We start from the raw sequence: 12,170 nt of genomic DNA on the forward strand, positions 1-12,170 counted from the left end.
CTTTCCTAATTTTATGCGTAGCTTTCGTTGACGAAAATGACTGAGGAAAACGTCCCGCTGGAAATGCATCGGAATCGTTTGGTCAATGGGCAGGCGTGTCCGGGTAATCCTCCAGCTTGCCTCGCTACAACGAACGGTCTCAGCACGTCCGCTTCCCACTGCGCGTCTACTCTATGAGCACCGTTTTTTGAGCCCCATCGTTAGAAATATCGACAGGGAAAACTTGGCCTGAGCCCGCGCTCAAGAAATTCAGGCGCCCTCGCGAACATCCCTTCCGATCTGCAATAGGCAGTGGACCTGACTGCGGCATGAATACAACGGACAGGCAATGGCAGTGAAGTTCGTTGCTGATCGGGATTTTTTGCCCTGCTATGCTTGATGTGTAATGCGAACCAGTCTTTCGAGGCTGTTGCGCATGCTGTCTCCCGATTCCACCTACCGATGAGGCACCCTTGAAGCCACAAGTTCACGATCTCACGCTCGACGAACTCCGACTTTTCGGTGACATCATCGGGCGGCTCGAAGAGCTCGGGCCGATCGTGGATGTCAGGCGTGTCGTTTTGTCAGACTTGACCCGGCTGCTGCGATCCGATTTCTGCGTCTCCTACAACTGGGATGCCGAAAAAGGGATGTACGCCGACCCGATTGCAGTCAATGTCGACTCGGATCACGTGCGTCGCTACACGAGCTGGTACCAGCACAATGACCCGATGACGGCGCAACTCTGCAAGCGGCGCAGGGCCACGTTGGTGGAAGAAGTGATGGACCGGCCTGCCCTGGAGAAAAGCGAGTTCTATAACGAGTTTCTCGCGCACGACGGTTTGCATCACGGAATCAACGTGTTTGTCTTCGACGGCGAACGCCAGCTCAGCGACCTGAGAATCTGGCGAACGAGGAATCGGCCTGAGTTCGAGATGCGCGACAAACTCGTGCTCGATGCGATCGAGCCGTTCCTTTGCCGCGCGATCAAACGCCGGGCAGGCAGCGCGACAGGGCTCACGGACCGTGAGAGCGAGATCGCCCAGCTGGTCGCAAAGGGTTGTACCGATCAGGATATCGGCCACCTTCTCTGCATCAGCCTGTCGACCGTGCGCACCCATTTGCGGCGGATCATGGACAAGAAGGGATTCTCCAACCGCGCGGAGCTTGCTGCCTCCGTCGCCGCGGCCGGAACGACCCCGCCGTCATGACGATTGAACGGCGCGGTCGACGGCCACGTACGCGCGACGCGGCGAATCGTCCGATACAAGAGACTAAACCGCCAGTACCGCTTCGAGCCGGTCGCGCGACACATCGATCGAGTCGCCCGACAGCACGACCTCTCCATGATCCAGACCGATGAAATGGTCGGCGATCGACGTGAGAAACGTCAGATTCTGTTCGACGACCACGAACGCCGCGCCTTCCTCGATTCGAGACCGGATCACGGATGCCATCCGCTCCAGGTTCTCCTGCTGAACACCTTCCGACGGCTCGTCGATCAGCGTGAGCGGCGAACGCTCCGCGATGATCCTGGCGAAGGAAAGCAGCTTCTTTTCACCACCGCTCAACTTCCCGGCCGGTTGGAACAAGCGTTCCTTCAGCCGCGGAAAAACCCGGAACAGATCGTCGTATGCGTCCAGGCTTCGGGTCTTGAATCCGAGTGTCAGGTTGTCCGCGACGCTCAAATTGTCGAAGACGACCCGCTCCTGCGGCGCATAGCTCACCCCCAGACGTCGCCGTTGATGCGACGGCACGTTGCCCACTTCGCCACCGTTGACAGTGACCGTACCGGACGCGGGCTGGATGACGCCGGCCAAAGCGCGCATGAGCGTCGACTTGCCCACGCCGTTGCGGCCGAATACGCCCAGGACGCTACCCGCGGCCACCTCGCCGCTGATCCCCTTGAGCACCATCGTGTCGCCGTAGCCCGCGACGATCGACGAAAACCTCAGCATTGCTTCTCCCCGCCGCTCGCTCATTTTTTTCCTCCCGAGTAGACGGCCTTGACGTCTTCCGACATCTTGATCTGCGCCAGGGAGCCTACCGCGAGGCTTCTGCCCTGGTGCAGGACCACCACGTTGTCGGCGATCTTTTCGAGCGCGCTCATGTCGTGCTCGATCACGATGGCGGACGCGTCCAGTTCGCTCACGGTCGACGTAATCGCGTCCATCATATGACGGGTCTCGTGCGCCGAGAGGCCGGCGCACGGTTCGTCGAGCAGCAAAAGACGCGGCTCGGTGATCGCCACCATCGCGAACTCCAGCATCTGGCGCATCCCTTGAGAAAGATCCCCCGTGCGAACGGCCATATTCGATTCGAGGAATCCGAATTTTTCGAGTGTGCGAACGCGTTGAAGCGAATTCCAATGCAGCGGCGCGGCGGCCAACATCTCTCGAGGACGGATCCGGTTCGCCCACAGCGCGATCTGAAGATTCTCGTTGACGGACAACTGCGCAAAAACCGACGGAATCTGGAACTTGCGGCCGACGCCCAGTCGGGCGACCTGCCACGCCTGCGAGGACGAAATCTCGGCCCCGCGAAAGTGGATTTCACCGGAACGGACCGGCAAGCGGCCCGTCATTGCGTTGAACGTCGACGTCTTCCCGGCGCCATTGGGGCCGATGAAACAATTGACACCCCCTGCTCCCACCTCGAGATCGAGCCCGTTGAGAATGTTGACGCCGCCCTGGCTGACCTCCACCTTCCTGAAGCTGAGCAGCGTGGATTGAGCCGGTCGCAGGTCGATTGTCGCGATGTCGTGCGCGTCGATCCGTTTCTCCGGAATGGGGTTCGCGACGCGTAGGCCGGCCATTCGCGCAAGCGCGGCGGCCGCGCCGGCCAGGCCATCGGGAAATAACCGCACCACGCCGATGAAAATCAGCGCGACCAGCACTTCCCAATAAGTGAACAGGTCACGCCAGGTCGCGGCGAGCAGTCCGATCACGACGGCACCGAGTTGCGCGCCCAACGGACTGCGCTTTCCGCCGACGGCTGCCCAGATGACGAACTGCGCCGACAACGCCACGCCGACCGCCTGCGGACCGACCAGACCTTCGTGCGGCGCATACAGGGCGCCGCCCAAACCCGCGATCGCACCCGAGAGGCCGAAAGCGGCGGCCTTCAGCTTGTGCGTCGCGAATCCGAAAAACTGGAGGCGATCTTCATTCTCCGAGATGGCGGCCCAGAGCGTCCCGATCGGTCTGCGGTTCAACCAGGTGATCAGTGCCGTGACGACAACCGCAGCCGCTGCGATCACGTAATACAGGTTTCCATACCTGTCGGTCATCGGCAGATCGGGGATATCGGTCAACCCATTGAAGCCGCCGGTTGCGCTGCTCCATTGATTGGCGACCAGAAATCCCAACATGCATAGCGCAAGCGTAATCAATGAAAAGAACGGCCCACTGTCAATCCGGCGCGCAAAGACGATCAATCCGATTGCATAGGCCAGGGCCGCCGGTATCGCGATGGCAAGCGGAAGCAGAACAATCTGCCATTCGCCGCCGGCCGCTGCCGCGGAGCGCAATACAAAGGCGCTGACATACGCGCCCAACCCGAAAAACAGGCTTTGCCCCAGCGGCAGGAATCCCGCATTCCCCCAGCACAAGGCAACGCTTTGCGTTGCCATTCCATACAGCAACAGAAGCCCGATCTGGTTTGCGCTGTAGTCACCGGCCCACAGCGGCAAGCTTAGAAGAATCGCCGCCGTGACAGCCTGGAGGGACGATTCAACGGCGCGAGACGAGGCCATTTGGGCGACTCCACAAGAAATAGATGGACAGGATCAGAACGGCGGTATACCCCGACGTCTGATCGATGAAACTCGACACTGCGACCTGCGTGCCGCCGATGACGAACGTGCCTACCGCGAGACCGAGCAGACTGCCCAGACCACCGACAACCAGCACAAAGAACGAATTGAGCAGATAGTCGAGGCCCATGTACGGCTCGACCCGCACGATCGGTGCAAGCAGCACGCCCGCCAACCCGGCCAGAACCACACCCGTGATGAAAGTGCCACTGGCCAGGCGCGTCGTATTGATGCCGGCCGCCTTGGCAAGCAGGGGATTCGCGACCATGCCGCGAATCCGCGCGCCCGTCTGGCTGCGGCTGTACCATGCCGCGAGCCCGGCGAATGCCACGCCCACCGCGAGCATCATCGCAAGCCGGAATGCCGGGTACTGGGTGCCAAAGACATCGATCGATGCGCCATCCGCACCCGCCACGTCCTGGTAACCCTTTCCGAACAATGCGACCACGCCTTCGCGGAGAAGGATCGAAACGCCCCACGTTGCGAGCAAGGTATCGAACGGCCGCTGATACAACGGACGAACCAGCACGCGCTCGACGATCCACCCGACAGCAGCGCATACGACGATCGCCAAGGGTATGGCAAGCAAGGCGGGCAACCCGAGACGCTGCACGACGACCACCGAGTACGCGCCCAGCATGATGAACTCGCCATGCGCCATGTTCAGTACGCCCAGCAGCCCGAACACGATTGCCAGACCGATCGTCGTGAGCGCGAGGGCCGCACACGCGTACCCGAGATTGAGAAGGTAGGAAAGAAGCATGACTTCAACCCGCACCCGCTCCGCTCGTGCAGGTTTCGGCCGAGCTGAGTTGCGAGAACGTCTTGACGATGTCGTATCGGGCCCCTGAAGCCTTGGCAAGGAAGATGTCGGCCGTCACGTTGCGGGACTTCATCGTGACCACGCCACGCGGGCCTTTGTAACTTGCCCCATCGGAAGCCTTCGTCAGATCGCCGATCGCCGCCGAGTTCGCCTTCCTGGCCATGGCGTCATACATCAGGATGCCCTCGTATGTCGACTCGCCGATGCTGCTCAATACCGCCGAAGCGCCGAATCGCTTGTGATAGCGCTCCAGAAACTGGCCGGACGTGGCGGTCGGCGTCGAGAAAAAGCCGGAAGCCGAGTAGAGGTTCCTGGAGTTGGACGCCCCGATACCGATCAATGTGTTTTCTTCGATCAACGTGCCGAAGCGGATCATCTTGTCGCTGAGACCGAAGCTCGCAAAACTTCGGTTGAACGTGACGGCCGACCCGCCCACCAGCGTGATGAAGACCGCATCTGCCTTGCTGTCCCGGATTTTGCCAAGCACCGCGTCAAAGTTATCGACGTCGAATGGAACGTACTCTTCGCCGACCACGGTCGCGCCGGAACCTTGAATCGCCTTTTTCGCCACTTCGTTCGACTTGCGCGGCCAGATGTAGTCGTTGCCGATCAGGAACCAGCGCTTGACCTGGTGTTGGGCGGTCAGCCACGGAATGACCGGCGTCAGTTGCTGCGCGGGCGTCTCGCCGACGAAGAACGTGCCCTTCGCACAATCGCCCCCCTCGTACATCGGGGTATAAATGTAGGGCACCTGGCCTCTGAACAGGCTTTCCAGCGCCGTACGGACAGCGCTATCGTGCGATCCGACAAAGACCTCCGCCTTGTCGCGCTTCCAGAGGCGCAGAGCCGTCTGCGCCGACTCGGAAGGCGCGGCGCCGGCGTCTCCCACAAGCAACTCGAGGGGGCGCCCCAGAACGCCCCCGCGCGCATTGATCTCATCGACCGCCATCGCTGCGCAGTTCTTGCAGGCTTGACCGAAAAATGCGGCCGGCCCGCTCATCGGCGCCATCAGCGCCAACTTCAGCGGCTGGTTGGCCGCGCGTACCGATGCCGGCACGAGCGCCCCAACGCCCACCGCGGCACTTGCAGCACCGAGCGCAATACTTTTCAGGATATTTCGACGATTCATTTGCTTGCCTTTCTCGTTAAGCCGTTGCCGGACGTATTAAATGAGTGCGTCGAGACGCGGAAACGTCGCGGCACACAGAACGCGCTCCATTGCCTTGCCGATCTGCAGGATTCGCTGATCCGAATACGGAGCACCGTCCAGCGCCAATCCAACCGGAAGCCCATCTTGAGTCAGGCCGGCGGGAATGGTGATGCCGGGTACCCCTGCGTTGCTGCCTGGTTCGGTGTTTCGTGTATAGGCAGCAAAGACGTCGAGTGCATCGGACCCGACCGTCACGGTTTCCGCGCCGATGCGGCATGCCGGAATCAGGACGGTGGGAAATAGCAGTGCGTCTGCCTCCACTTCGCGAAGGCACTCCACGTAAGACGCGCGCGACCGCTCTCGCGCGAGAAGTGCTTTGGCATATTCGGTCGCGGAAATCGCACCGTCCCCCAGGATGTCGCTGACGATTCGCGCCACATCCGGGCTCTTGATTTGGGCAACGATCTCCGGGAACGTCACGGCCACCCCGCCTGTTTCCAGATAGCGGCCGACGGCACCGCCGAACTCGAAAAAAGGGATGGTTGCGCTCTTCTGCGCACGGAAAAATGGATAACGTCGCAGATCTACGTCGACCAGTTCGAAGCCTGCATCCTCGAGCTTCTGCAACGCATCTTCGAGTACCGGCCGGGCGTCGGGTGACAACCCCTCCCACAACGTCGAGTACGGGACGGCCAGGCTGAAGTCACATGCGCCGTCGACAACGGTCAGTGCCGGGCCATTTCCGGACAGGATCTCATCCAGCAACATCACGTCGGAGACCGTTCGGGCGATCGGGCCGACCGTGTCACGCGTGGGCGATATCGGGACGATCCCCTCCGACGGATAGCGTCCATGCGTAGGACGAAAGCCGACCAGTCCGCACAGCGCCGCCGGTATCCGCACCGATCCGCCGGTGTCGGTGCCGAGGGCCGCCGGCACCGCACCACTTGCCACCACCACGGCGGACCCGCCGCTGCTTCCTCCGGGAATGCTGGACGGGTCATACGGGTTGCGGGCCGGACCAAAAAAACCGTTGTCGTTCGTGCAGCCGAAAGCGAGTTCGTGCATGTTGGCCTTGCCGGCGACCAACGCGCCCGCTTCGATCACGCGCGCGACGACCGGCGCGTTCGCTCGAGGTACAGCGTGGCGAAGCGCTGCTGTTCCCGCGGCTGTCGGCATGCCGACGCAGTCGATGTTGTCCTTGATTGCCAATGGAATGCCGTCAAGTGACGTCCGCCCTGTCCGGGAAGCGGGCGATTCATCATGGGCCCGCGCCGATTGCAATAACGCCTCAGGGTCGAAATACACGAACCCGTTCAGCGACTCGGTTTTGGCCTGTTGATCCACCAGAGCCTGAACGTATTCCAGGCAGGAGATCTCGCGCCGATCAATCGCATCTTTTGCGTCGACGACTGAACGCTGCGGAAGGGTTGGCATCTACGTCTCTCTTACGTTTTGGTCTTCGTAGAATGCGCGCCCGCTTTTTTGTATCGCATCGTTAGAATTGACGACGCTGTCAACCCTCGCAACGTCGCCTTACCGCCCCCGAAACCGCCTCCAGGCCGCCGTCAGCGGCCTGGATCGCGCGATTCCCCGCAAAGGCCTGAAATCCACCGGCACTTCGCCAGACGTTCAGACCGCGTCCATGTTCGAGACTGAACGCTTCGAGGTCGCGGTGGGCACCGTTTCCTCGAGAAACATCCCCACGAGCGCGCTAACCAACGACACGCCCCCGACGATCAGCATCGGATAACCAAGACCGAATGTGTCGGCGAGCCCACCTGCCACCACCGGCATCAGGACCCCACCGATGAGTTCGCTGACAGCGGTGGGAACGCCTACGGCGGAGCCGGTCAGCGTGGACGGCACGGATTCGCAGGGAATCACGGCAAGAAAGAGCGGTGCGATGCCGAAGCCGCAAATCCCGGCGGCAAAGAGGTTGCAGAACATGACGATCGGAGACGCGTGACAAAGAACGAACGCCAACATCAGGACCCCGTAGCAAGCCGCGGAAACGACGAGCACGATACGCCGACCAAGCCGATCGGACATCGCCGGAACGGCGATCATCCCGATAAATCCGCCGAAACCCCATCCGGAGATGATCAGGCCGACCGTGCCGAGGCTGAGGCCCACTACCTTGGTCAGATAGAGCGCGACAAACGTCGAGAAAACGAACAGGCCCGTCTGGAAAAGGGAGCCGATGACCGTGGTCAACCAGATGTTCTTGTATCTCAGCACGGTCAAGGGGCTGGCCGATGCCGATCGCGCCTGTTTATCTAGACTTGCCTCCGGCTTTCGCATGGTCTTGCCGATCAGGAACGTCAGCAGAAGCCCCGGGATACCGAGAACGAAAAACACCCACTCCCAGCGCATATGCATCACGAGCTGGGTAGCGATAATCGGTCCCAGGCCGATACCCAGAAGGGGAAAGAACGACTGATGGATGCCCAGATTCAAGCCGCGCCGACGCGGTGTCGATATTTCATCGATGGTCGCGACGCTGGCACTGAAGACGCCCCCCTCTCCGACGCCAAGGAGGCCTCGCACGAGCAGCATGCTGTGGAACGACTTGGCGACCCCGGTGAAGGATGTCATCACCGAGAAGAAAATCGAAGACCCGAGCAGAATCTTGCGACGCCCGTGGCGGTCGGACAGGCTTCCGAGCACCCATGTCGAAATGGCCCAGGTCAACGCAAGCACCGAGGCGATGGCGCCTGCCTGCGTGTTGTTCAGTTTCAGTTCCGGCAGTAGAACCGGGAACAGGTACACGATGACCAGACGGTCGAGACCCACGATGCCGAACAGCACCGCAAGAAAGATGACCATCTTCCATTCGTAGTTTCCGCTTTCCTTGTATTTCATATCGCCATCCTAACTATATCGTCGTGACTGAATGACCGTTGTTTCGAAGAAAAACCGCCAGGCCTACCCGGCCGCGAAACGAAACCCTCCGACCGGCCCGCCATGGAACGACATGGCGAGCCCGATGGTCCCGCTACCGATCTCCGCCGCTTCCCGCCAACCCGGACGGGCAGCCGCCGTCCGATGAAGCGGGATCATCGGCGGCCGTCTCCGCCGGCGTTCTGTCGAGTATCTCGGCGACAGGGGGGCGCGGTCGCCGGTCGATCAGCAATCGCAGCACGTCGGGCCGCGAGTAATGTCCCACAGGATCGAAAACGCACTTCGACAGCGATTGCGTGCCGAGATCGATATTGGCGTAGAGCAGGCCTTCCGCGGTTTCGTCGATCTTGTCGAACAGCTCCGCCCCGTCGGGCCCGTATCCCACGCTATGGCCACCGCCCGCCCGCAACAGCTGACGTTTGTCCTCGGTGTCGCAAAGATGCTCGACCATCTCCTCGGTGACGACTGTCGACGGCGCGAGGACGAAGCATCCGCCTTCGACGGCATAGGTCCGCGAAACCGCGTTGTTCACCTGGTAGCTCAATGCGCTGGCGAATTCATAGAGGGAAAAGCTCGGCCACGCGGCAACGTGGACCTGTTCGCCTTGCGCGTACATGGCGGCTTTGGTCAAAGGCTGCACGTGTTCGGCACAACACAGCGCGCCGAGCTTGCCCAATGGACTGTCGATCACGGTCAGGCCGCTGCCCTCCCCGTCACCGAAAACCGTCCGTTCGAGGTGGGTGGGCTTGAGTTTCTGTCGTTGCAGCAGGGTTTCGCCGTCGGGGCCGATGATCCATTGGGAGATATACAACGAATGGCCCTTGCGCTCCGAGAGTCCCATCACGACCGTGATGCGGTTTTTCCTCGCTGCGTCCCTCAGCGCATCGGCTTCCGGACTGTCGTAGCTCAGCGAATTGTCGAAGTAGCGCTGAACATAGCCCTTGCTCATATACCAGGCCGGGGTGCCGAGCCAGATGTAGAACGGGTAGCCGGGCAGCCACACTTCGGGAAAGGCGATCAGGGCGGCGCCGGCCTGCGCCGCCTCTTCAATCAGGCGGATGGACTTTTCGATTCCGGCCTGAAGATCGAGGAACGCCGGGGCGGCCTGCACGACAGCCGCCTTATATTGGGGATGGTTGAGAGCCAAGATACTCCTCCACGACTCGCGGGACGGGACGCCCGCAACGTTGTAGAGGAAGTGTCCGGGGCCAATATGGCGGACGCTTGACTCTGACAGAACAGGATTTTTACTTATGCTGCCAGCCGGCGGGATTATCGCGCGGCCCGCTCAGGGGCGATTCAACCAACGTCGCGATGCGTCGCACGGTAGTCGCGCGCGGACATGCCGAAGCGACGTCGAAACGTGCGACTGAAATGCGATGCATTATTGAAACCCCACGCCATCGCAATATCGGTAATCGAGCGGTTAGCGTACGCGCGTTGCCGAAGCCACTCGCCGCATCCGTCGAGTCGGGCCGTAGAGATGATCTCGCCGATCGACTCTCCGACCTCGGCAAACAGCCGGTAAAGATAACGGCTCGATACCCCCAGTTCGTCGGCGATCTGTTCGGGTCCGAGTTCCGGTTCGCGAATACGGTCATGGATCAATGCACGTGCGCGAAGCAGATGCATCTCTTTCACGTTGGATTTTGGCAGCGAAACCGTGTTGAAATAATCCGCCAACGCCAGCGCGACCAGGTTCGCGGACACATCGCCAAGCCGCTCGCAACCGGTCATGGCGCCTTCGTCCGCCGAAAGCGCCCGGTGCAGGGACGCGATATGGTCCGCCGCGATCCGGCGTACCCCGGTGGCCGCGGGAATCCTCACCGCGGTGTGCTGCCGGCCGCACGGCACCCATTTCTCCAGTGCCTTGCGGGGAAAGCGGATCGTGTAATGCTGTCCGGAGAAATGCCAGACGAAACTGCGCGACGAATCGAACAGCACCATGTCGTCGGGGCCGACGAACGCGGTGCGGGCATCCTGCTCGATCGCGCCTCGCCCTTCGGTCTGGATCGACACGAGCAGGTAGTCGTCCGCCGTGCGCCGCACTTCGTCCCAGTCATGCGCCGCGACGTGATCGACCGCCGAGATCCGCGACACACACATGCCGTCGGTGTCCACGCTGGAAATCTCGCCATGAAATCCCTGCCCGGATTCGGTCCTGAAAACCATCGGGACGCAACTGGCCCGAACCTGATCCGACCATGCCAGAAGCCTGTCGTCACGATGGTAATGATCCGTGGTCGTCACTTGATTCATGGCACGAGGTTCCGGTGGCAGACACGCGAGAGCGTTATCCCGGACCATTGCGCATCCAAAATCCGGCGTCAATGCGCAATACCCCGGGACGGCCGCTTCGAAACGTAGCTGCGATCGAGCGCCTCCACCGAGCGACAACCGATGAGGGCAAGCGTCCGGTCCGTTTCCCGTTTGATCATCTCGATGACGTCGCTCACGCCGGCTTCCCCTCTGGCCGCCAACCCGTATAACGTAGCGCGCCCCAGCATCACGGCATGGGCCCCCAGCGCGATCGCCTTGACGACGTCGGCCCCCGTCCGTATGCCGCTGTCGAGCATGACCGTCGCGCCCGCGATGCGCTCGACGATGTCCGGCAGCACGTCGGCTGTCGCCGGCAGGTCGGCGAGTTGCCTTCCCCCGTGGTTCGAAACGATGACGCCGTCCGCGCCGAGCGCGACACACCGCGCGGCATCGTCGGCCGTCACGATGCCCTTGACGAGGAGTTTGCCCGGCCATTCGTCCCGCAGACGGCGCAGGTCGTCCCAACCGAAACTCGCATCCATCTGCCGGCGCAGGATCGCGGCCTGCGAGGCCGTGTCCGATGCATCGTCCGTCGCGAAATTCCTCAGCTCCGGCATGCCGTTCATCAGGTAAGACCAAAGCCAGCGCGGGTGCGACAGTCCGTCGACGACCGCACGTGCACTGGCCTTGAACGGCATCGCAAAGCCGTTGCGAAGATCGCGTCGGCGAAAGCCGTTGACCGCGACATCGGTGGTAAGGATCAGGGTCGAATAGCGCGCCGAGCGGGCACGATTGACCAGGCTCTTCGCGAGGTTGCGATGAACGACGTACAGCTGAAACCACAGTTCTCCGTCGGCCCCTTTCGCCACCTCTTCGATGGACATGTTGGAAGCCGTCGATAGCGCAAACGGAATACCGGCCTTGCCCGCCGCGCGCGCAAGCGCGAGGTCGCCCTTGGGCCAGAACGCGCTATTGAGGCCCGTCGGCGCGATTACCAGCGGTAATGGAATCCGCCGGCCCAAGAGCGTCATCGACTGCGCTCGCGTGCTGACATCCGACAGCCGGCGCGGCAACAACTGCAATCCGTCGAACGCCGAACGGTTATGTGTCAATCCCGACTCATCGTCCGCCGCGCCTTCCAGATAGTCGAACACCATGCGCGGCAGCCGCCGTCTGGCTGCGTCACGATAGTCGCTGACGGAGAAAATGCCGGGAAATCCTGTTGTCATGATTGAGGTACT

General features: G+C 61.5%; 10 protein-coding genes. 1 reads left to right on the forward strand and 9 read right to left on the reverse strand.

Annotation, left to right across the window (positions count from 1 at the left end):
• Positions 1-452: 452 nt before the first annotated feature.
• Complete coding sequence (locus tag FOZ70_RS19155; RefSeq protein WP_059854203.1) at positions 453-1,190, forward strand: helix-turn-helix transcriptional regulator; 738 nt, start codon at positions 453-455, stop codon at positions 1,188-1,190.
• Between the two features lie 63 nt (positions 1,191-1,253).
• On the opposite strand, the gene FOZ70_RS19160 is transcribed toward FOZ70_RS19155, so the two are convergent.
• The 9 genes from FOZ70_RS19160 to FOZ70_RS19200 all read right to left on the reverse strand — a co-directional run bounded on the left by FOZ70_RS19160 (position 1,254) and on the right by FOZ70_RS19200 (position 12,158).
• Positions 1,254-1,937, reverse strand: coding sequence for an ATP-binding cassette domain-containing protein (locus FOZ70_RS19160; RefSeq protein WP_063810544.1), 684 nt, complete (start codon positions 1,935-1,937; stop codon positions 1,254-1,256).
• Between the two features lie 20 nt (positions 1,938-1,957).
• Entirely contained in the window at positions 1,958-3,733 is a 1,776-nt protein-coding gene (locus tag FOZ70_RS19165; protein WP_219706476.1) for an ATP-binding cassette domain-containing protein, read from the reverse strand.
• Positions 3,711-4,556 (reverse strand): branched-chain amino acid ABC transporter permease, encoded by an 846-nt coding sequence (locus FOZ70_RS19170; protein ID WP_059589073.1) that lies wholly within the window; start codon positions 4,554-4,556, stop codon positions 3,711-3,713. Before FOZ70_RS19170 ends, FOZ70_RS19165 begins: the two co-directional genes overlap by 23 nt.
• 4 nt (positions 4,557-4,560) lie before the next feature.
• On the reverse strand, positions 4,561-5,745 hold the full coding sequence (locus tag FOZ70_RS19175) for a substrate-binding domain-containing protein (RefSeq protein WP_219706478.1): 1,185 nt from the start codon (positions 5,743-5,745) through the stop codon (positions 4,561-4,563).
• A 36-nt stretch (positions 5,746-5,781) separates the two neighbouring features.
• A complete protein-coding gene (gene iaaH, locus FOZ70_RS19180; protein WP_219706482.1) occupies positions 5,782-7,203 on the reverse strand; it encodes an indoleacetamide hydrolase in 1,422 nt (473 codons plus the stop codon).
• Between the two features lie 195 nt (positions 7,204-7,398).
• A complete protein-coding gene (locus FOZ70_RS19185; protein WP_219706483.1) occupies positions 7,399-8,631 on the reverse strand; it encodes an MFS transporter in 1,233 nt (410 codons plus the stop codon).
• Positions 8,632-8,764: 133 nt separating this feature from the next.
• The gene (locus tag FOZ70_RS19190) at positions 8,765-9,817 is read right to left on the reverse strand and encodes a carbon-nitrogen hydrolase family protein (protein ID WP_048022524.1); all 1,053 of its coding nucleotides are present in this window, start codon (positions 9,815-9,817) and stop codon (positions 8,765-8,767) included.
• 152 nt (positions 9,818-9,969) lie between these two features.
• Positions 9,970-10,929: a helix-turn-helix domain-containing protein gene (locus FOZ70_RS19195; protein WP_219706485.1), complete on the reverse strand. Its 960-nt coding sequence runs from the start codon at positions 10,927-10,929 to the stop codon at positions 9,970-9,972.
• A gap of 68 nt (positions 10,930-10,997) precedes the next feature.
• Positions 10,998-12,158 carry an alpha-hydroxy-acid oxidizing protein gene (locus tag FOZ70_RS19200; protein ID WP_219706487.1) on the reverse strand — a complete coding sequence of 387 codons (1,161 nt, stop codon included), beginning with the start codon at positions 12,156-12,158 and terminating at the stop codon, positions 10,998-11,000.
• Positions 12,159-12,170 lie beyond the last annotated feature (12 nt).

Source organism: Burkholderia sp. COPS, from assembly GCF_019425585.1.
In the GTDB taxonomy this organism is placed as follows: domain Bacteria; phylum Pseudomonadota; class Gammaproteobacteria; order Burkholderiales; family Burkholderiaceae; genus Burkholderia; species Burkholderia cepacia.